Origin of the sequence: Pseudomonas marginalis, from assembly GCF_024169655.1 — a bacterium.
GTDB classification, from domain to species: Bacteria; Pseudomonadota; Gammaproteobacteria; order Pseudomonadales; family Pseudomonadaceae; genus Aquipseudomonas; species Aquipseudomonas paraveronii.
The window spans coordinates 3509225-3529039 of the sequence record NZ_JALJWV010000001.1 but is presented as its reverse complement, the minus strand read 5'-3'; the positions used below and the strand labels follow the sequence as shown (position 1 = coordinate 3529039).

At 63.0% G+C, this 19815-nt stretch carries 19 protein-coding genes; 16 read left to right on the top strand and 3 right to left on the bottom strand.

What is annotated here, in order from left to right:
• Positions 1 to 71 precede the first annotated feature (71 nt).
• From J2Y83_RS15925 to J2Y83_RS15865, 13 genes are all read left to right on the top strand, one after another.
• Positions 72 to 665, top strand: coding sequence for a transposase (locus J2Y83_RS15925; RefSeq protein WP_253400402.1), 594 nt, complete (start codon positions 72 to 74; stop codon positions 663 to 665).
• A 59-nt stretch (positions 666 to 724) separates the two neighbouring features.
• Positions 725 to 2311, top strand: a complete 1587-nt coding sequence (locus tag J2Y83_RS15920; RefSeq protein WP_253396588.1) for a ShlB/FhaC/HecB family hemolysin secretion/activation protein — start codon at positions 725 to 727, stop codon at positions 2309 to 2311.
• 24 nt (positions 2312 to 2335) lie between these two features.
• Positions 2336 to 4135 carry a DUF2341 domain-containing protein gene (locus tag J2Y83_RS15915; RefSeq protein WP_253396586.1) on the top strand — a complete coding sequence of 600 codons (1800 nt, stop codon included), beginning with the start codon at positions 2336 to 2338 and terminating at the stop codon, positions 4133 to 4135.
• An 11-nt stretch (positions 4136 to 4146) separates the two neighbouring features.
• A complete protein-coding gene (locus J2Y83_RS15910; RefSeq protein WP_017849147.1) occupies positions 4147 to 4572 on the top strand; it encodes an ExbD/TolR family protein in 426 nt (141 codons plus the stop codon).
• A gap of 3 nt (positions 4573 to 4575) precedes the next feature.
• Positions 4576 to 5280 carry an energy transducer TonB family protein gene (locus J2Y83_RS15905; RefSeq protein WP_253396584.1) on the top strand — a complete coding sequence of 235 codons (705 nt, stop codon included), beginning with the start codon at positions 4576 to 4578 and terminating at the stop codon, positions 5278 to 5280.
• A gap of 42 nt (positions 5281 to 5322) precedes the next feature.
• Positions 5323 to 7023, top strand: a complete 1701-nt coding sequence (locus J2Y83_RS15900) for a putative porin (protein ID WP_104902988.1) — start codon at positions 5323 to 5325, stop codon at positions 7021 to 7023.
• Between the two features lie 18 nt (positions 7024 to 7041).
• Positions 7042 to 7668, top strand: a complete 627-nt coding sequence (locus J2Y83_RS15895) for a DNA repair protein (RefSeq protein WP_253396581.1) — start codon at positions 7042 to 7044, stop codon at positions 7666 to 7668.
• 19 nt (positions 7669 to 7687) lie between these two features.
• Entirely contained in the window at positions 7688 to 8158 is a 471-nt protein-coding gene (locus tag J2Y83_RS15890) for a YbjN domain-containing protein (RefSeq protein ID WP_253396579.1), read from the top strand.
• A complete protein-coding gene (locus J2Y83_RS15885) occupies positions 8155 to 9105 on the top strand; it encodes a peptidylprolyl isomerase (protein WP_253396577.1) in 951 nt (316 codons plus the stop codon). The genes J2Y83_RS15890 and J2Y83_RS15885 overlap by 4 nt, the downstream gene beginning before the upstream one ends.
• A 42-nt stretch (positions 9106 to 9147) precedes the next feature.
• Positions 9148 to 10125: a LysR family transcriptional regulator gene (locus J2Y83_RS15880; protein WP_253396575.1), complete on the top strand. Its 978-nt coding sequence runs from the start codon at positions 9148 to 9150 to the stop codon at positions 10123 to 10125.
• 91 nt (positions 10126 to 10216) lie between these two features.
• The gene (locus J2Y83_RS15875) at positions 10217 to 10771 is read left to right on the top strand and encodes a histidine phosphatase family protein (protein WP_253396573.1); all 555 of its coding nucleotides are present in this window, start codon (positions 10217 to 10219) and stop codon (positions 10769 to 10771) included.
• 45 nt (positions 10772 to 10816) lie between these two features.
• Positions 10817 to 11572, top strand: coding sequence for a precorrin-6A synthase (deacetylating) (gene cobF / locus J2Y83_RS15870; protein ID WP_253396570.1), 756 nt, complete (start codon positions 10817 to 10819; stop codon positions 11570 to 11572).
• Between the two features lie 11 nt (positions 11573 to 11583).
• Positions 11584 to 12303, top strand: coding sequence for an alpha/beta hydrolase (locus tag J2Y83_RS15865; protein ID WP_253396568.1), 720 nt, complete (start codon positions 11584 to 11586; stop codon positions 12301 to 12303).
• Between the two features lie 130 nt (positions 12304 to 12433).
• On the opposite strand, the gene J2Y83_RS15860 is transcribed toward J2Y83_RS15865, so the two are convergent.
• The 3 genes from J2Y83_RS15860 to J2Y83_RS15850 form a co-directional block, all read right to left on the bottom strand.
• Complete coding sequence (locus J2Y83_RS15860; RefSeq protein WP_253396566.1) at positions 12434 to 12988, bottom strand: hypothetical protein; 555 nt, start codon at positions 12986 to 12988, stop codon at positions 12434 to 12436.
• 76 nt (positions 12989 to 13064) lie between these two features.
• Positions 13065 to 14873 carry a monovalent cation:proton antiporter-2 (CPA2) family protein gene (locus J2Y83_RS15855; protein ID WP_253396564.1) on the bottom strand — a complete coding sequence of 603 codons (1809 nt, stop codon included), beginning with the start codon at positions 14871 to 14873 and terminating at the stop codon, positions 13065 to 13067.
• Positions 14874 to 15016: 143 nt separating this feature from the next.
• Entirely contained in the window at positions 15017 to 15901 is an 885-nt protein-coding gene (locus tag J2Y83_RS15850; protein WP_253396562.1) for an EamA family transporter, read from the bottom strand.
• Between the two features lie 102 nt (positions 15902 to 16003).
• Here J2Y83_RS15850 and J2Y83_RS15845 point away from each other — a divergent pair, with 102 nt between their 5' ends.
• The 3 genes from J2Y83_RS15845 (at position 16004) to J2Y83_RS15835 (ending at position 19796) form a co-directional block, all read left to right on the top strand.
• Positions 16004 to 16786: an AraC family transcriptional regulator gene (locus J2Y83_RS15845; protein ID WP_253396560.1), complete on the top strand. Its 783-nt coding sequence runs from the start codon at positions 16004 to 16006 to the stop codon at positions 16784 to 16786.
• Positions 16787 to 16881: 95 nt separating this feature from the next.
• Positions 16882 to 18435 (top strand): DUF726 domain-containing protein, encoded by a 1554-nt coding sequence (locus J2Y83_RS15840; protein ID WP_253396559.1) that lies wholly within the window; start codon positions 16882 to 16884, stop codon positions 18433 to 18435.
• Positions 18436 to 18476: 41 nt separating this feature from the next.
• Positions 18477 to 19796 (top strand): Nramp family divalent metal transporter, encoded by a 1320-nt coding sequence (locus J2Y83_RS15835; RefSeq protein ID WP_253396558.1) that lies wholly within the window; start codon positions 18477 to 18479, stop codon positions 19794 to 19796.
• The last annotated feature ends 19 nt before the right edge of the window (positions 19797 to 19815 follow it).

Here is a 19815-nt window from a genome sequence, read left to right as displayed (position 1 = left end):
CGCGCTGGAGGCGGCCACAAGTCGCCTCGCCAGCCGTCAGCAGGACGCCAGGAGTGGGGCACATGGGAACTATGGAACGTTACTCGAAAGTCGGCATGCAGGAGCTCGATCAGCGCCTGTCGAAGATTGTCGAAGCCGCGCGCAAGAAGCCGGTTTCGGTGTACCGCTATGGTGCGCCCTGGGTGTGGATCGTTTCGCAGGACGATTGGCAGGGCGCCTTGAAGGAAGTCTCCAGCTACATCCCCGCGGGCCATTCGCTGGTGTTGTTGCGCCCGCAGATCGACGAAATGTTCGACCGGCACCACGCCCTGCTGCGGCCCGCACCCGGGATGCAGATCGCACCGCGCACCGTGCTGCAGATCCTGTTGCTGCAACTGCTGTATTCCGTGCCCAGCGAACAGCAACTGCACGAGCAGCTCAATTACAACCTGCTGTTCCGCTGGTTCGTCGGCCTCGACCTGCACCAGAAGGTGTGGGGCATCCAGGCGCTGCAGCGCGATATCGCCACCCTGTTGAACGACCCACGGGCGGTGCAATTGATCCAGACCATCATCGGTGACGTGTTTTGCGGTGCCTTGCTGCACATGCCGGAGTTCTCGTTGAACTTCGCCTTGTTGCACACCTGGCTGGCACGGCACAGCCAACTTTCGACAACCGGCAATTGAGCAGGCCAAACGCCGTGCAATCGGCGAGGGCGCAACATTTTAGATATTTAGGGGGCTGTGTGGAGCATCTGTTCAAGTCAACGCTGGCGCTGTGTTGCTTGGCGCTGGGCACCTTGGTGCAGCCGGCGCTGGCCGAGGAGGGCGATGCCCCGGCGCGCCGGGTGGACGTCAACGAGTACTTCGTGCGCGGCAATACCGTGCTCGATGCGGCAACGATCGAAGAGGCGGTGTACCCGTTTCTCGGCCCGCAAAAAACCCTGAACGATATCGAAGGCGCCCGCGATGCGCTGCAGAAGATCTACCAGGCGCGTGGCTACCAGTCGGTGTTTGTGGAACTGCCGGAGCAGAAGGTCGATGACGGCATCGTCTACCTGCAAGTCAGCGAAACCAAGGTCGGCCGCGTGCGGGTGGTGGGGGCCAAGCATTATTCGCCGGTGGAAATCCGCGAGGAAGTACCGGGGCTCAAGGAAGGCGCGGTGCCGGATTTCGCCAGCGTGCAAACCCAGCTGGCCGGGCTCAATCGGGGGGCCGGACGCCAGGTCACGCCGCTGGTGCGCGAGGGCCAGCGCCCCGGCACGATGGACGTCGACTTGCAGGTGGAAGACCAGAACCCGTGGCACGCCAGTATCGGCCTGAACAACGACTACAGCGCCGACACCGAGAAGCTGCGCTCGGTCGCCACCCTGGGCTACGACAACCTCTGGCAACTGGGCCATAGCCTCTCGCTGACGTATTTCACCGCGCCCCAGGACAGCTCGAATGCCAAGGTCTGGTCGGGTTCCTACAGCGCGCCGCTGGATGAGCGCTGGACCCTGCAGTTCTCCGGTTACCAGTCCGACAGCAACATCGCCACCATCGGCGGCAGCAACGTGTTGGGCAAGGGCCATTCCTACGGGGTATCTGCGATCTACAACCTGCCGCTGAACGGGAACTGGGCCAACTCGTTTTCCTTCGGCATCGACTTCAAGGACTTCGACGAACAACTGAAATTCGGCGCCAGCAGCGACCAGGTGCCGCTCAAGTATGCCCCGTTCACCTTTGGCTACAACGGCTACCGCTACAGCGAAAAATCCCAGCTGGGCCTGGGGTTGAACCTGGTGGTGGGCACCCGGGCGTTCTTCGGCTACGGCAGCGATGCCGAGGAATTCCGCGCCAAGCGCTGGGACTCCAGCCCGAGTTTCGCCGTGCTCAAGGGCGATGCCAGTTACACCTACACCTTCGCCAACGACTGGCAGTCGGCGTCCAAGGCCGGCTTCCAACTAGCGTCGGGGCCGCTGGTGTCCAACGAGCAATATTCTGCCGGCGGCGCCACCTCGGTGCGCGGTTATCTGGCGGCGGAGCGCACGGGGGATGAGGGGTTGCTGCTCTCCCAGGAGTTGCGCACACCGTCGCTGGCCAAGTTCCTCGGCAGTTACGTGCAGGAGTGGCGCTTCTACGCGTTCGCCGAAGGTGCGCGCCTGCGTCTGCACGACCCGCTGCCCGAGCAGGAAGACGAATACAGCCTGGCCAGTGTCGGCCTTGGCACCCGCGCCAGTTTGAGCAAATGGTTGTCCGGCAGCCTGGATTGGGGCTACCCGCTGCTCGACGGACCAAACACCCAGAAACAGGACTCGCGACTGCACTTCAGTGTGCAGGCGACCTTCTGACCTTTTTTCCCGGAGATTCTTCCCATGCAACGCCTATTCCTGAGCCTGTTGATCTGCCTGGGCTTCGCGCTCCCGGCCACCGCCCATGCCTGGTGGCAGGACGATTGGCATTACCGCAAACAGATCAGCGTGGACACCACCGCCCAAGGCGCCGCGATCAACCAGGCCCTGGGCCGCACCGCGCTGCTGGTGCGCCTGCACACCGGCAACTTCACCTTTGACGGGGTCAAGGATGACGGCAGCGACCTGCGCTTTGTCGGTGCCGATGACAAGACCGTGTTCAACCACCAGATCGAAAGCTTCGACCCGCTGATGGGCATGGCGCTGATCTGGGTCGATGTGCCCAAGGTCGAAGGCGCTCAGCGCCAGGACCTGTGGATGTACTACGGTAACCAGAAGGCCGCGGCCACCGCCAACGGCCAGCTGACCTTCGACCCGAATTACACTGCGCTGTATCACTTTGACGGGGCCAGCGGCACACCGCCACGGGACACCACGGCCTACGCCAACACTGCGCTGAATGCCACCGGCAGCAGCATCGACGGCGTGGTCGGGCGGGCCTTGCAGTTCAGTGGCCAGCCCTTGCTGTTGCCGGCCAGCCCGTCGCTGCAACATGCTGCCGGTGGTGCCTTCACGTTCAGCGCCTGGCTGCGTCTGGACCAGGCCAGCGGCGAACAGATCGTCCTGGCCCGGCGTGAGGCTCCGCATAGCCTGTTGCTCGGGTTGAACCAAGGCATGCCGTTCGTGGAAATCGACGGTCAGCGCGGCGTCTCGACCCAGCCGCTGAACCCCGGTCAATGGCAGCACCTGGCGTTCACCGCCGAGGGTGAAAAAGTCACGCTGTATGTCAACGGCCGCGAAACCGCGAGCCTGGCGGTGGCCATGCCGGCGTTCAACACCCAACTGGCGATCGGTGCCGATCTGCCGGAAGCGGCCAGCACGCACCTGCCGTTTGCCGGGGCGATGGATGAGCTGCGCCTGTCCAAGGTGGCCCGCCCGGCGACCGTGCTGCTGGCCGATGCGAGCGCCCAGGGCGCCGAGTCGAAACTGGTCGCTTACGGCGTGGATGAAGAACAGTCGGGCTTCGGTTTCGGCAGCCTGGGCTTTCTGCTCAACGCGGTGCCGATGGATGCCTGGGTGATCATCCTGGTGCTGGTGGCGATGATGTTCCAGTCGTGGGTCATCATGATTCGCAAGAACCGTATGGTCAGCCGTGTGAGCAGTGCCAACGAGGCGTTTCGCGAGCAGTTCGCGCAGATCGGCACCCGCCTGGAAATGTTCTACGACGACAGCGTACTCGCCGAACGCCTGACCCATTCTTCGCTGTGGCGCCTGTACTGCGTGGCGGTCAAGGAGATCCGCACCCGCCGCGCCCAGGGCGCCGACACCTCGTCGGTCTCGGCGGCGACCATCGAAGCCATCCGCTGCTCCATGGACGGCGTGCGCACCCGCGAAAACCAGGCACTCAGTTCCAAACTGTCGACCCTGTCCAACGCCATCGCCGGCGGCCCGTACATCGGCCTGCTGGGTACGGTGCTGGGCATCATGGTGGTGTTCCTCGGCACGGCCATGGCCGGTGACGTGAACATCAATGCGATCGCCCCGGGCATGGCGGCGGCCTTGCTGGCCACGGCCATGGGCCTGTTCGTCGCGATCCCCGCGCTGTTCGGCTACAACCGCCTGATCACGCGCAACAAGGAAGTCAGCGCCGACATGCGCGTGTTTGTCGACGAGTTCATCACGCGCCTGGCGGAGATGCACGGTGAGGGCCAGTTCAGTGAAACGGCGCATCGCGTGCCGCATCACGCGCCGGTTTCGGCCTGAGGAGAATCGCCATGGCTTCCGTAAATGCCTCCCACGACGATGACGACGATGCCGCCGTCGACAGCATCAACATCACGCCCCTGGTGGACGTGCTGATGGTGGTGCTGGTGATGTTCATCCTCACCGCCACCGCCCAGGTCTCGGGCATCCAGATTCACCTGCCCAAGGCCAGTGCCTCGGTGTCGCTGTCGGAGGCCAAGACCAAGGCCATCTCCGTCAACGACGGCGGCCAGGTGTTTCTCGATGCCTACCCGGTCACCCTCGGCGAGCTGGAGGAGCGCCTGCGCATCGAGAAAGCGTTGAATCCGGATTTCCCGGTGATCGTGCGCGGCGACGCCACCGTGCAGTACCAGAAGGTGATCGAGGTGCTCGATTTACTGCGGCGGCTGGAGCTGTCCCAGGTCGGGCTGGTCACCGGCAAACCGAGCCAGGGCTGAGTCATGACCGCACAGATCCCGATGCCGCCGTTGCCCGTGAAGAACAAGCCGTCGTTGCGCCCGCTGAAGTGGGGCGCCGGCCTGCTGCTGGGTGCCGTGGCCGCCTGGTTCCTCTGGCAATGGGCCAATGACATGAGTGGGATACGCCGTGAAGCACCCAAGGTGCCGACCATTATCCCGTTGCCGCCACCGCCGCCACCGCCGCCGGAAAAACCCAAGGAGCCCGAGCCCCAGGTGGAAGAAAAAGTCCCTGAACCGGTGCCCACGCCGGAGCCCGAAGAGGTGAAACCGGCGGAAGAAGCGCCGCCTTCGCCGGCCGACGACTTGGCCAACCCGATGCAGATCGATGGCGATGCGCAGTCCGGTAACGACGGCTTCAACATCGGCGCGGGCAAAGGCGGCGGCATGGCCGGTTCCGGCGGCGGAGGCCTGGGTGCCGGCACGTACAAGCAATACCTGGCGGGGGTGTTTCAACGCCTGCTGAGGGAAGACCCGGAGTTGCGCAAAAAGGCCTACGCGGTACAGGCGGATGTGTGGTTGAGCGCCGAGGGCCAGGTCACGCGTGTGGAGCTGGCCAAGTCCAGCGGCGACCGCGAGACCGACGCCCAGGTGCTGGCGGCGTTGCGTGTACCGCATGCCGCGCAACGCGTTCCAGCCTCGGTGAGCATGCCGGTGCGCCTGTCCCTCAAGGGCCGGCGTCCGGATTGATCGAACCCATTTTTTGCAGTTTTTTACAGGAGTTGCTTACGAATGATTTCCCCCGTGAATCGGCTGACCCTGGCGGTTGGCATGGTCATCGCGACCCTGGTCGGCCAGGCGACGGCCGCCCCGGTCGCCCCTTCGGAAAACGTCACGATCAACCTGATCCGCCTGCTGGTGCAGCAAGGCGTGCTCACCCAGGACACCGCCAATGGGCTGATTGCCCAAGCGGAAAAAGAAGCCCAGCAGGCTCGCCAGGCGAATGCCGCCCCGGTGGTCGCCAGCGGCCCGACGGCGGCGCCTGGCGATGTGCGCGTGCAGTACGTGCCGCAAGCGGTGCGCGATCAGATCCGCGATCAGGTGAAAGCCGAAGTCATGGCCACCGCCAAGCAGGAAAACTGGGCCCAGCCCAATACCTTCCCGGATTGGGTCTCGCGCATCAGCTTTGATGGCGATATCCGCCTGCGTGACGAGTCGCGCTATTTCTCGGGGAGCAACAGCAATGAAATCCTCGATTACGCCAAGCTCAATGAGAACGGGCCTTACGACGTCAACCGCAACTCCAACACCAAGTTGCCGCCGCTGCTCAACACCCGTGAAGACCGCGAAAGCCTGTTCCGCCTGCGTGCGCGCCTGGGCATGAAAGCGGTGATTTCGCCGGAATGGACCGCCGGCATTCGCCTGGGTACCGGCTCTGACAATAACCCGGTGTCCACTACCCAGACCCTGGGCGGTGGCTTCGGCAAGAAGGACATCTGGCTCGACCAGGGTTACCTGAGGTGGAAAACCACCGACTACATGACCTTGACCGGCGGGCGAATCGCCAATCCGTTCTACGCCACCGACATGATGTATTCCAACGAGCTCAATTTCGACGGCGTGGCCGCGATCTTCAACCACAAGCTCAACAACGAGTGGGGCCTGTTCGGCACTCTCGGCGCATTCCCGGTCGAATACACCGCGGATGCCGCCAGCAGCAACGGCATCGACAAGGAAGACAGTCAGACCAAATGGCTGTTCGGCGGGCAAATCGGCGCCGATTGGAAGATCAACCGCGGCAACAGCCTTAAGCTCGCCGCGGCCTACTACCAGTTCCAGGACATCCAGGGCGAGCGCTCCAGTCCTTGTTCGCCGTGGGCCGGCGCCCCCGGTTGCGACACCGACGGCACGCGTGTGGCCTTTATGCAAAAAGGCAACAGTGTGTTCCTGCTGCGTAACAACACCACCAACCCGGCGGACCCTGTCAGAACGCCAGACCCGCAGTACGTAGGCCTGGCGTCCAAGTTCGACGTGCTGGACCTCAACCTGGTCTGGGACAGCGAACTGCCCAGCGACTTCAAGTTGCGCACCCAAGGCAACTACATCCGCAACCTGGCCTACGACAAAGGCGAAATGCTCAAGCGCAGCGAAGGCCAGATCGTCAACAACATCAACAGCAAGGGCCAGTTTGAAAGTGGCGGCAACGCCATGATGGTGCAGTTCACCCTCGGCAGTGCGCTGGAGATGCGCAAACGTGGCGATTGGAACGTGCTGGCCGGCTACAAGTACATCCAGCCTGACGCTTTGCCCGACGGTTTCAACGACTCCTCGTATCACCTCGGCGGCACCAACGCCAAGGGCTACTTCATTGGCGGCAACTACGGCATCGACAAGAACATCTACGCCAGTGCGCGTTGGTTGAGCGCGTCGGAAGTGTATGGCGCGCCGTTCGAAGTCGATGTGATGCAACTGGAACTCAACACGCGCTTCTGATGCGCAGGGAGATGCCCCATGAACACGCGAATATGCGCGCTGCTGTTGCTGCTGGTTACCACCGGCGCTTCGGCCGAAGGCATGGAAGAGCGCCTGCGCACGCAACTGCGCAGCACCACCCAGCAGTTGCAGGCGCTGCAAAGCGAGCAGGCCCAGGCCAGTGCCGCGCGCCTGGCGGCGGAAAACCAGGCCAAGCAGGCCCAGGCGCAAATCAAGCAATTGACCGCCGAGCTGGAAAAGGCCCGTGGCGTGGCCGAGCAACTCGCCGGCCAGCAACAGAACCTGCACAGCCAGGCGCAAGCCCAGGCAGCGGCGAGCAACGAGCAGATCGGCAAGTTCAAGAAGGCTTATGACGAACTGCTGGTGTTGGCCAAGGGTAAAGAAACCGAACGTGCGCGCCTGCAGGCGCAGTTGAGCGAACGTGACACACAAGTGCAGCAATGTTCAGCCAAGAATCAACAGATGTACGGCGTGGCCCAGCAGTTGCTCGCGGCCTACGAAAAAATCGATGTGGCCGAGGTGATGAGTATTCGCCAGCCCTTCGCCAGCGGCGCGCGGGTCAAGTTCGAGGAACTGGCCCAGGGCTTTGGCGACGAATTGTACAAGACCCGTTTTGATGCGCCCCAGGCAGCCGCCAATCATTGATAGACAAGGAACAGATCCCATGAGCGAATTGATCACCAGCGTTACCGTCCTGAGCCTGACCGAGCTGTTGCAGGAAGCGGGCTACCGGGTCAACCAAAGCGAACAGAACGGCATCGTGCAACTGCTCAGCGCCAGCCAGGGCATCGGCTTTGCCGTGCGCTTCGGCAACCCGGCGGCGGAGCCGGGCAGCTACGTGGATTTCACCTACAGCTGCGCGCTGCGCGTGCAGGGCGACTTGCCCGAAGGGCTGACCCAGGTGTGGAACGCCTCGCGCCGGTTTGCCCGGCTGTCCGTGCAGGGCGAATTTCTGCTGATGGAAATGGACGTGGTGGTGGCCGGTGTTGGCGCCACGCACCTGCGCAGTCAGTTGGAACTGTGGGACCGTCTGCTGCAGGAATTTATCGTCTATCTGCGTGAGTACAGCCAGCACGCCGCGCAGTTGCAGGCCCAGGCGGCTGAACCTGTAGCTGAAGAGGTACCGGTGCTGTGAAGAAGCGAACCGTGGTTGTCGGCGCCGGGGCGCTGACGTTGCTGGTGGTGGCGGTGGGGTTGAGCCTGCGACCGGGCAGCGACCCGGTCGCCGCTCAGCAACCGGCGCCTGTCGTCACGCCCTCGCCGAGCGAGCACGGCGCGCCGGCTGTGGCGCGCCTGGGCAACCAGCAGATCGACCTGCCTGAACTGAAAAGCGTGCTGGCGAGCCTGCCGGCCGAATCCCGCGAGCAACTGCGCGGCAACCGTGGCGCCCTGGAGAGCTGGCTGCGTTCACGCCTGGCGCAAAAGGCCGTGCTCGAACAGGCCGACGCCCAAGGCTGGCGCCAGCGCCCGGAGGTGGAGCAACAGACCCGCGCCGCCACCGAACAGATCGTGTTTCGCGACTACATGCTCTCGGTCAGCCAGGTGCCGGCCGACTACCCCAGTGCCGCTGAATTGCAGCAGGCCTACGACGCTGGCAAAGCACAATGGATAACGCCGCCAATGTACCGGGTCAGCCAGATCTTCCTCGCGCTGAATGACCCGCAAAGCGTCGACGCGGTGCGGCGCCAGGCCCAGGAACTGAGCCGCAAGGCCCAGGCCGCGCCGGGGGATTTTGCCGCCCTGGCCACGCAATACTCGCAAGACCCGGACACCGCCCAGCGCGGCGGCGACTCGGGCTTGCAGCCGTTGCAGCAACTGGTGCCAGCGGTGCGCGAAGCGGTGTCGCGGCTCAAGGTCGGCGCGGTCTCGGAGGTGGTGCAAAGCCCGGCGGGGTTCCATGTGCTCAAGCTCACCGCCCAGCAACCGGCGCGCACCGCCACCCTCGACGAACTGCGTGAGCGCTTGACCCAGGCCCTGCGCGCGCAACGCCAGGAACAGATCGCCAAGGCGTACCTGGAAGGCATGCTCAATACCGCGACGTTGAGTATCGACGGCGCGCAGTTGAACACGCTGCTGGAGTAACACGCGTCGACCGTATTGGATGCACAAGACAGGGAGTCTCCCATGGCATTTCTAGAACCGTCTGGCCCCCCGGGGCCTGCACCCTATCGCGAGCCGAGTCAGTCCCGCGGCGCCTGGCTGGCCCTGGCCAACGACATCGAGCCGGAGGTCGCGCGCTACTTCCTGGTGAGTGCGCGCTGCGGCTGTTTCATGCAGGCGGCGCGCAGCCTGAATATCAAGGCGACGCTGCTGCGCAAACGCCTCGCACAACTGGAAGAGCAGCTGCGCCATGCGTTGTTCAGCTACCAGGGCAACGGTCTGGTACTCAGCCGCGATGGCCAGCAGTTGCAGGCGCAGTTGCTGGCCCTGGCTCACGCGCGGCGCCTGCCGGTGGTGGCGCAGCCACTGATTCGCCTGGCCGTGGCCGAGCCGATCCTGCACGACATCCTCGGACGCGACTTGATCGCCTTGCTGCGCCGCAACGCCAGCGTGCGTCTGGAGATCATCTCCATCGACAGCCAACTGTCCCTGCAAGCGGTGGACGTTGACGTGGTGCTGTGGCTGTCGGACACGGAAGGCTCCGCGCCCGGCCCGAGCTTTCCCACCGAGCCGCCTCGGCTCCTGGCGCATTTGCACTACCTGCCGCACATCGCCAAGCGTTACTCGCGGCTGACGACCCGCCCCGACAGTGTCGAAGACCTCGATGACTACATGTTGGTGCAGTGGCAGCCGGATGGGCAGGTGGACGCGTTGCAGCCGTGGAACACCGTAGTAGCACAGCGCCTGGCCGCGGTGGTGCAGGTGCATGCCTATTCGCTGATGCTGGAGATGATCCGCTGCGGTGCCTGCATCGGTTTGCTGCCGCACTACATGGGCAGCTTCGACCGTGGCCTGGTGGCCTTGCCGGGATTGCTCGCCGAGCCCATGCAGCGCCAGGTTTGGCTGGCGGTGAATGCGCGGGTGCAGCATGCCGAAGCGGTGCAGATGATTGTCGAGTTGATCGCCAGTACGTTCGAAGGGCGGCGGGAGTGGTTTGATTAGCGCAGCAGCGCCGTCTGGCTCAAGGCGTTGCGTCATGGCGCCAATTGCGCCAGTCTTGGTCGCCTTATCCTTCACCTAGCTGCGATCTGCGATGCAAGCCAGCCGTTTGACACTGATCTGCCATGCCGCCACGCCGTTGCAAAAGCGCGGTTGCTTTGCCGATGACGAATCGGTGGCGATGGATTGGCAACACGCGGCATTGTCCCTGGCCGGTCGCTTTAAAAAAAGTGTGCGGCTGCGCTGTGGGCCCGAGGCGCGAACCCGTCAGACGGCGAGCTTGTTCGGCAATCAGGCGGTGATCGACGAAGCCTTGCGCGATGGCGATGTCGGGCACTGGAAAGGTCAGGACATCGCCGCGCTCGACAGCGCCGAACTGACCACCTGGCTCACCGACAGCGCCAGCGCACCTCACGGTGGCGAGTCGGTGGATCAGCTCTGTGCACGGGTCGCGCAGTGGATGCAGTCGCTGCAAACCGAACCCGGCCATGTCGTGGCCGTTACCCACCCGTTTGTCATCCGCGCCGCAATGCTGTACGTCATGCAGTTTCCTGTCGCGATGTTCTATCGCATCGATGTGGCGCCGCTGTCTTGCACTGAACTGCGCTTCAACGGCGTCTGGCGCCTGCGCCTGGAAACTCACGCCTGAGTGCGTGAACATGGCAAAATCCACGCCCCGCAATGAGAGCAACCCATGAAACGCATCCTGATCATCGGCATTGGCGCCGGCAACCCTGACTACATCACGATGCAGGCCGTGAAAGCGCTGAACCGCACCGACGTGTTTTTCCTGATGGACAAGGGCCAGAGCAAAGACAAGCTGATCGACCTGCGCCGCGAGATCTGCGCGACCTACATCACCAAGCCCGGCTACCGCTTCGTCGAGGCCGATTGCCCCGAGCGGGTGCGCGGGGACATCGACTACACCAGCGCCGTGCAGGACCTCAATCGCGACAAGCAGCAGACCTTCGAGCGCATGATCAACGAGGAAATGGCCGACGGTGAAGTGGGGGCTTTCCTGGCTTGGGGCGACCCTGCGTTGTACGACAGCACCATTCGCATTTTGCAGGCGATCCTGGCCAGTGGCCGCTGCGTCTTTGAATTCGAAGTGATCCCCGGCATTACCAGCGTGCAGGCCCTGGCGGCCCAGCACAAAGTGCCGCTGAACCGCATCGGCCGCTCCATCGAGATCACCACCGGGCGCCGCTTGGCGGCGGGGCAGGCGAGCGATGCCGACACCCTGGTGGTGATGCTCGACGCCGAAGATTCCTACCGCACCGTGGCCGATCAGGATCTGGACATTTATTGGGGGGCCTACCTCGGCACGCCGGATGAAATCCTCATCAGCGGCAAGGTGAGTGAAGTCGCTGAAGACATCCAACGAGTGCGCAAGGCTGCGCGTCTGACCAATGGCTGGATCATGGACACTTATTTGCTGCGCAAACCCTGAGGTCGATTCCCATGTTCAAACTGTTCGCTCTGGCACTGACGCTGGTGGCCGGTGTCGCCCATGCCGATTCCAGCCTGCACACCGACTTGCCGCTGTCGTACCTGGAACAGACCCAGGGTGATGCGCGCAACCAGCCGCTGGTGATTTTCCTGCACGGTTTCGGCAGCAACGAGGAAGACCTGTTTGGCATCAAGGATGCGCTGCCGTCCACCTGGACCTACCTGTCGGCCCGGGCTCCGACGCCGGTGGAACCCAATGGGTTTCGCTGGTTTACCAAGACCCCGGGCGACGGCGATTACGATGGGGTGACTGAGGACCTGCAGAACAGCGCCAGGCTGATCAAGGCGTTTGTCGCCAAGGCCACCGCCAAATACCACACCCAGCCTGACCGGGTGTTTTTGGTAGGGTTCAGCCAGGGCGCGATCATGTCTTACGAGGTGGCGTTACGTGACCCTGAGTTGGTGCGCGGGATTGCTGCGCTCAGTGGCAGCGTGCTGCCGGTGCTCAAGGCGCAGCTCAAGCCGGATGAGCGATTGGGCCAACTGGCGATTTTCATTGGCCACGGCACGTTGGACCAAGCGCTGCCGTATGCCTCGGCGACGCGGGCGAACGAGGTGTTGTCGGGGGTGGGGTTGAAGCCGGAGTTTCATACTTATCCGGGCATGAACCACACCATCAGTGCAGCGGAAGTGCAGGATTTGAAGGCCTGGTTGGAAACCAATGTGAAGTGAACACCGCTAAAAAGGTGGGAGGGGGCTTGCCCCCGATGGTGGTGGGTCAGATACAGATGTTGTGACTGACACACCGACATCGGGGGCAAGCCCCCTCCCACAATTGATCTGTGTGGTTTTAACGGGCGGTTTACTTGCCGCCGGTGATCTGTTTCACCAATTCTGCATGCCCCTTCACATCATCCGCCCGCGAAATGGCCTGGATCACCAGTAAGTGATTGCCGGAACCGCCGAGGAAGGTGGAGTTCAAGGTCTTGCCGCCGCCCTGGGTGGCCGTGCTGTCGACCTGGCGCAGGCCAAGGCCCTTGAAGGTGAGTTTCTTTTCGTTCTGTTTCTTGAAGTCGGGCAGGGCGGCGCTCTGGTCCTTGATGAAGCCAGCTACCGCACCGTCGAGGAACTGCGGGTCATTGTCTTTAATGGTTACCCCGTCGTTGCGCACGGTTTCGGCGACGATGACCACACTTTTCGTGGTTTGGTTCGCGTACATCGTACCTTGGGTATCCCCGGTGCCGTCTGCCGCCTTGCCGGCTGGCAGGGGGTCGGCGACGTAGGCCTTGGGCAAGTTGAAGGTGAACTTGCCGCCCAGGGTGGAGATGGTCTGATCCGCCGGCTTGGCCGCGGCGAATACGCTGCCGGCGCTAAGCGCCAGGGCCAGCAGGACGGCGGTCTTGGTGAAAGTGGCCATGAAGAAGCGCTCCGGTAGATGAACGAAATTGCGCCGTATTCTGTCAGAAAATTCGCAAGATCGTTCATCCGCGCCATCACACCTTGTCGGACTCTTCCTCAAGCCGGTCCATCTCGAACAACCGCGCCAGTTCTGCACGGGCTTCCTGGGCGGTCTGCATGACCTTGGCCGCGTCGTCGTACACCGCGTGCTGGGCGGCGAGGACTTGCAGGTCGTGGTTCTTGAAGCGGGTGATGCGCGCATCGGCCTGGGCTTGGCTCAGGCCGAGACCCACCAGGGTGCGACGGCTCATCTCCAGGCTGGAATAGAAGGTTTCGCGCACCGGTGACGCGTCGAGGTCCACCAAACGGTGGACGTGCTGACGGTTACGGGCGCGGGCGATGATCTGCATGTGCGGATAGAGGCTGCGCACCAGTTCGGCGGTTTTGATGTTGATCTCCGGGTCATCCATGGCGATGACGAAGAACTCCGCCCGGTCGACCTTGGCCGCATGCAGGATTTCCGGACGTTGCGGGTCGCCGTAGAACACCGGCATGCCGCCGAAGCTGCGGGTCAGCTCGATGGTTTCCACCGAGGTGTCCAGGGCGATAAACGAAATGTTTTGCGCGCGCAGGATTCGCGCGACGATCTGACCCATACGGCCCATGCCGGCGATGACCACGCGCGGTGCATCGCTTTGGATGGTGCGATATTCCTCGGGGACTTCCACGGGTTTGACCCTGGGCTTGAACAGTTTCGGGCAGATCAGCAACAGCAGTGGCGTCACGGCCATCGACAGGGTGATGGTCAGCACCAGGATGTCGTACAGGTGCGGTTCGAACAGGCCCTGGTCGCGGCCGATCTTGAACACCACGAAGGCGAATTCACCGCCTGCCGCCAGCACCACGCCCAGGCGCAAGGCGCTTTCGCGGTTGAGATCGCCCACCAGTCGACCGACGGCATACAGCAGCGGCAGTTTCAAGCCGATCAACAGCAGGGTCAGGCCGATCACCACCAGCGGCGAGCTGAGCAGCAGGCTGAGGTTGGCACCCATGCCCACGCTGATGAAAAACAGGCCGAGCAGCAGGCCCTTGAACGGTTCGATCTGGGATTCCAGCTCGTGGCGGTATTCCGAATCGGCCAGCAGCAGGCCGGCGAGGAAGGCGCCCAGGGCCATGGACACGCCCACCAGCTCCATCAGCCAAGCGGTGCCGATCACCACCAGCAACGCGGTGGCCGTGGACACTTCGCGCAGGCCGGTCTTGGCGACGACGCGAAACACCGGGCGCAACATATAGCGCCCGCCGATGATCACCACGGCGATGCTGCCGAGGATCTGCAACACGTGCTGCAGGCCCTGGGCCTGCGAGCTTGGGTGATCACCCCCGGCCAGTAACGGCACCATGGCAATCAGCGGGATCGCCGCAATGTCCTGGAACAGCAAAATCGCAAAGGCCAGGCGCCCGTGGGGCTGGTTCAGTTCCTTGCGCTCGGCCAGGCTTTGCAGGCCAAAAGCGGTGGACGACAGCGCCAGGCCCAGGCCGAGCACGATCGCGCTGTTCCACGACTGGCCAAACAGCCACAGCGCCACTCCGCCCATCACCAGGCCGGTGAGCAGCACCTGGGCCAGGCCGACGCCGAACACCGCCTTGCGCATCACCCATAAACGTTTTGGCGACAACTCCAGGCCGATGATGAACAGCAGCAACACCACACCCAGCTCCGAGAACTGCGCGACGCTTTGCGGGTTACCGATCAACCCCAGCACCGACGGGCCGATGATGACACCGGCGAACAGATAGCCCAGCACCGCGCCCAATTGCAGGCGCTTGGCCAGGGGCACGGTCAGCACGGCGGCGAGCAGGAACACCACGGCTGCTTGTAACAGGTTGCCTTCATGGGGCATTGCGAACTCCAAAATCTTTAAAACCAGTCAACAGGCGGCTATTAGAGCGCTTTTTGCCTGTCGATAATTGTGTTTTTGCAGTGCGTGATCGTGCAGGGCGCGGGATTTTCTGCTGGGCGACCGCGTTCTCGCGGGCGTGTCTTTCACTGGCTGAGTGTTTTGCCACGCGCACTTGCGGGCGTGCGGTACAACCCTACGGCCAGTCCCGTGATGATGAGCGCAATCGAGAGCAGGTTGGACATGGAAATACGCTCGCCGATGATCAACATCGAACTGGTCATGCCGAACACGGGAATCAGCAAGGACAGCGGCGCTACGGTGGATACGGGGTATGCCTTGAGCAGTGAGTTCCAGCCCCAGTAGGCAAAGTGCGTGGCCAGGTAGACCTGGAACAGGATGGAGCCCGCCGCCGTCAGGTCGAGGTTGGTGCCGACGTTGTCGAACGCTGCGCCGCCGCGCATCCACCAGGCCATGAGCCACAGTGGGATCGGTGGAAACAAACTGGCCCACACCATGAACGAGAAGATCTCTTTCACGCCCGATTGCTTGATGATGACGTTGCCGACACTCCAGGCCAGCGCGCTGAAGACGATCAACAGGATGCCCAGCAGCGCGTGCTCGCCGTGTTGGGTCGCGATAATCCCCGCCAGGCCGATCACGGCGAGTACGGCGCCGAGCACTTGGGCCTCGCGGATTTTTTCGTTGAAGAGTACATAGCCCCAGCCCATGGTGAAAAACACGCTGAGTTGGATGATCAGCGAGGCGATTCCCGGGCTGACACCGACCTGAATGCCATAGTTGATCACGCCCCACATCCCCAGCCCGAAGATGAGCCCATAAGCCGCCACATAGTGGAAGCGCACGGCGGGGCGCTTGATGAAAAACACCAGCGGCAGGGCGGCGAGGGCAAAGCGTATGCCAGTGAGGACAAAGGGGTCGATCGCGCGCAGGCCTAATTTTGTGAGGGGGAAGTTCACGCCCCAGACCAACGTAACCAGTACGGCAAGCGCCAGGTGTTTTTTCAGCATGGGTTTTCCTTTGGGCAGAGAGCAGCTTCAAAGGCGTCGATGTTAGGGGGTAGGGCGGTGGCCCACTTGCTATGTCAGGTCAATATTTGACAAGATCGGGCCATGATGCCGACTTTTGATTCCGACAGCCCCGACGCGCTGGTAACGCTGCGCGAATACCCTTGCGGCACTGTGTTTGCGCGGCACACGCACCCGAGAGGTCAGTTCGCCTACGCCTCCACCGGTGCGCTGAAAATGTTTACCGACCTGGGCAATTGGGTGGTGCCGCCGCAGCGGGCGATCTGGGTTCCCGGCGGTGTGCCCCATGAAATGCAGATGCGCGGCGATGTGGTGATGCTCAATACCTACCTGGACGCTGGCGCCGCCGCACGGGCCGGGTTGCAGGCGCGCTGCCAGGTGTTTGAAGTGTCGCCTCTGCTCAGGCATTTGTTGCAGGCGGCGCTGGCCATCGAGCCATCGACGTTGCCCAGCGCCAGGCAGGCCTGCGTGCTGACGCTGCTGGTCGATGAGATCGGGGCTATGCCCGAGCTGCCCCTCAGCGCGCCGTTGCCCCACGAGCCACGGTTGGCACACGCCTGCCAATGTTTTCTGGAGGCGCCTACGCAAAGCGTCTCCATTGACGAAATGGCCGCTTGGTCGAGCATGAGTCGACGCACCTTTACCCGGCATTTCCTTGAGAGCACGGGCATGACGTTCGTCTCCTGGCGCCAGCAAGTCTGCCTGCTGGAAGCCACCGCCCGGCTCAGCCACGGCGTGTCGATCACCGACGTGGCGTTTGAGTTGGGCTTCAGCAGTGCCAGCGCGTTCACTGCGCTGTTTCGGCGCAACCTGGGCGATACCCCGGCGCGTTATCTGGCTAAATCAAAGGCGGCGGCGTTGTTCTGAGGCTGTTGTGCCGTCCACGCCCGTCAGGATTCATCTTCCTGTGGCACCACCCTTTGTTACTATCGCCGTCTCTCGTCACCAGGAGTCACCGGCCCATGCAGCACCAGTGGGATGAAATGCACCGTACCCGCAAGCCCACGTTCGTACTGTGCGGCGAGCCTCAGGGGGACGTGCTCAATCTCTATGTGCACGGTTACTCGGCGTTCTTTGACCGGCAGCAACTGGGCAACTTCACGACGCAACTGGCACGTATCGAAGGTTCGACCAACCTGATGCTGTTCTGGCCTGCCGGGCATTTTCTGGAAAACCTGTTTGCACCGTTCAAGGACGTGATCACCGCAATGCTCGGCGGTGGTGGCCTGGGCGCTGCGACGGTGGGGGTGGGCAAGGCGATTGCGTATTTTCTCGACCATTACAAAAGTGTCGAGGCCCGGGTGGATGAAGTGGCCCGCAGCCTGTTGCCGGAATTGGCCGAGTTCCTCCACGGCGAGTCGCTGCAGGTGCGGCGCATCAACTTGATCGGCCATTCCCTCGGCGCGCGCATCCTGGTCAAGAGCGTGTTGGCCAACCCCGACACCGCCCGCGAACTGCCGTTGAACAATTTGCTGTTGATGGGTGGGGCGATCTGTACGTCGAGCCCTTGGGATGAAGTGTGCGCACCGCTCTCGGGGCGGGTGATCAACTGTCATTCCAGCAAGGACTGGGCCCTGGCGATGAAACCGGATACCGAGCGTTGCATCGGCCGCTATGCCATCCCGATCACGCCCGCGCTCAAGGCCAAGGTGACCAACGTTCACCTGGCCAGCTTCGATCACGCGGCCTATTGGCCACAGTTGCAGACGGTGGTGCAGTACACCGACCTGCTGCAGGAGCGACGCGGGATGATCCGCGCCGACCAGCGCAGTCCCGAAGTGCGTTTTGCCGAAGAAGATGGCGAGCTGTTCCCGGCGTTGGTGCAGGCGCGCCCGGACGAGCTGAAATTCCTCGCCGAATTGATCGCGCAAAAGCGCAGCGCCTCGATTGATGCGGCGGTGCGTGAGCCACTGAAGTTGGCCATCGAGTTGCAGCGCATGGGCGGTGACAGCTTCATGAACCTCGCCCGGGGGCACGGCGTGGGGTATCGCCAGATCGCCGAGGATGTGGCGCAGCGGCTGGGGATCAAGTTCGATGAACCGATGGAGACCGTCGCGCTGGCGGACATCGAAGCGCAGGTCGCGGAAACACTGATCGAGCAATACAAGGACAAACTCAGCCACGCCGACCGCCAGGCGTTCGATGCCGAGCTTCAGGCGGCGGCGCAAAAGGAGCAGGGCTTGTTCCATCGCATCGATGTCGGCCGTTCGGCCGCCACGGCGTTGAGCGGTACGGCGTTGGCGGGGCTGACCGGGTTCATCCTGCGGCGCGGCGCGGCCACGGCGATTCCCCTGGTGGGCCAGGCGCTGGCGGCGGCGATGTTGCTGGTAAGCGGGGTGCGCGCGTTTTCCGGCCCGGCGTATTCGATCACAACCTTGGCGGTGCTGGTGATTGGGGTAATCCGCCAGCGCATGGAGCGCGAAGCGTTGAACCAGGAGATGGACCTGGTGGTGCAAGTGGTCGAAGCGTTTGACCTGCCGCGGGACACGGTGATGCGCACGGTTACGTCCGACTGATAAGCTGCGGGCTTGCCTAACGTGTTTGCCTGGGATACTGCGTGAAATTCAGCCTGCCGAAAATCGCTACCGCTCCGTTCTGCCCGCCGGAAGTGGCCGGCTCTGTCATCGTCGATCCCAAGGCGTCGTTTTTCAAACGGATGCTGATGTTTGCCGGCCCCGGCTTGCTGATTTCCATCGGCTACATGGACCCGGGCAACTGGGCCACGGCCATCGAGGCCGGTTCGCGCTACGGTTACAATCTGCTGTTTGTGGTGCTGCTGGCCAGCCTGGCGGGCATGGTGGTGCAGTGCCTGTGCTCGCGCCTGGGCATCGCCACCGGCAAGGACCTGGCACAACTGTGCCGCGAACGCTACAGCCAGCGCTCGGCCCGCACCCAGTGGGTGTTGGCGGAAATTTCCATCATCGCCACCGACCTCGCCGAAGTGCTTGGCTGCGCTCTGGCGTTTCACTTGCTGCTGGGTGTTTCGTTGACCACCGGTATTGTCATCACGGCGTTTGACACGCTCTTGGTCCTGGCCCTGCAAAATCGTGGTTTCCGCCGCCTGGAAGCGATCATGCTGGCGCTGGTCGCGACCATCGGCGTGTGCTTTTTCATCGAACTGATGCTGATCAAACCTTACTGGCCGGACGTGTTCAGCGGCTTCGCGCCGTCGCTGTCGGCGATCAGCGATGCCGCGCCGTTGTACCTGGCGATTGGTATCCTCGGCGCCACGGTAATGCCGCATAACCTCTACCTGCACAGCTCGATCGTGCAAACCCGGCTGATCGGCAAAGACCTCGCCAGCAAGCAGGACGCGGTCAAGCTGGCGCGTATCGACACCATCGGCTCCCTGGCCCTGGCGTTGCTGGTCAACGCCGCGATCCTGGTACTGGCCGCCGCCGCGTTCCATAAAACCGGGCATACCGATGTGGTCGAGATCCAGGACGCCTATCATTTGCTCGATCCCCTGGTCGGCGGCGCCTTCGCCAGCATTCTGTTCGGCGTCGCCTTGCTGGCCTCCGGGCAGAGTTCCACCTTCACCGGCACCATCGCCGGGCAAGTGATCATGGAGGGCTACCTCAACCTGCGTATTCCCTGCTGGCAGCGACGCCTGATCACCCGTGGGCTGGCGCTGATCCCGGCGTTTGTGGGGGTGTGGCTGATGGGCGACGATGCCATTGGCAAGCTGCTGATTCTCAGCCAGGTGGTGCTCAGCCTGCAGTTGCCGTTTGCGCTGTATCCGCTGATCCGCATGACCGGCGACGCGCAACTGATGGGCCCGTTCGTCAATCGCCTGCCGACGCGGTTGCTGGCGTGGTTTCTGTTTGCGCTGATCAGTGGGGCGAACGCGTGGTTGATCGGGCAGTGGTTGTTTTGATCCAAGGCTCGCGGCGCTG

What these genes read in the sequence shown, in the direction of transcription:
- J2Y83_RS15860 (WP_253396566.1), bottom strand. Translation starts at nt 12,988, where the DNA reads ATGGCCACTTTCACCAAGACCGCCGTCCTGCTGGCCCTGGCGCTTAGC.
- J2Y83_RS15840 (WP_253396559.1), top strand. Translation starts at nt 16,882, where the DNA reads ATGCAGCACCAGTGGGATGAAATGCACCGTACCCGCAAGCCCACGTTC.
- J2Y83_RS15895 (WP_253396581.1), top strand. Translation starts at nt 7,042, where the DNA reads ATGAACACGCGAATATGCGCGCTGCTGTTGCTGCTGGTTACCACCGGC.
- J2Y83_RS15910 (WP_017849147.1), top strand. Translation starts at nt 4,147, where the DNA reads ATGGCTTCCGTAAATGCCTCCCACGACGATGACGACGATGCCGCCGTC.
- J2Y83_RS15850 (WP_253396562.1), bottom strand. Translation starts at nt 15,901, where the DNA reads ATGCTGAAAAAACACCTGGCGCTTGCCGTACTGGTTACGTTGGTCTGG.
- cobF (WP_253396570.1), top strand. Translation starts at nt 10,817, where the DNA reads ATGAAACGCATCCTGATCATCGGCATTGGCGCCGGCAACCCTGACTAC.
- J2Y83_RS15875 (WP_253396573.1), top strand. Translation starts at nt 10,217, where the DNA reads ATGCAAGCCAGCCGTTTGACACTGATCTGCCATGCCGCCACGCCGTTG.
- J2Y83_RS15855 (WP_253396564.1), bottom strand. Translation starts at nt 14,873, where the DNA reads ATGCCCCATGAAGGCAACCTGTTACAAGCAGCCGTGGTGTTCCTGCTC.
- J2Y83_RS15905 (WP_253396584.1), top strand. Translation starts at nt 4,576, where the DNA reads ATGACCGCACAGATCCCGATGCCGCCGTTGCCCGTGAAGAACAAGCCG.
- J2Y83_RS15880 (WP_253396575.1), top strand. Translation starts at nt 9,148, where the DNA reads ATGGCATTTCTAGAACCGTCTGGCCCCCCGGGGCCTGCACCCTATCGC.
- J2Y83_RS15845 (WP_253396560.1), top strand. Translation starts at nt 16,004, where the DNA reads ATGATGCCGACTTTTGATTCCGACAGCCCCGACGCGCTGGTAACGCTG.
- J2Y83_RS15900 (WP_104902988.1), top strand. Translation starts at nt 5,323, where the DNA reads ATGATTTCCCCCGTGAATCGGCTGACCCTGGCGGTTGGCATGGTCATC.
- J2Y83_RS15925 (WP_253400402.1), top strand. Translation starts at nt 72, where the DNA reads ATGGAACGTTACTCGAAAGTCGGCATGCAGGAGCTCGATCAGCGCCTG.
- J2Y83_RS15890 (WP_253396579.1), top strand. Translation starts at nt 7,688, where the DNA reads ATGAGCGAATTGATCACCAGCGTTACCGTCCTGAGCCTGACCGAGCTG.
- J2Y83_RS15915 (WP_253396586.1), top strand. Translation starts at nt 2,336, where the DNA reads ATGCAACGCCTATTCCTGAGCCTGTTGATCTGCCTGGGCTTCGCGCTC.
- J2Y83_RS15865 (WP_253396568.1), top strand. Translation starts at nt 11,584, where the DNA reads ATGTTCAAACTGTTCGCTCTGGCACTGACGCTGGTGGCCGGTGTCGCC.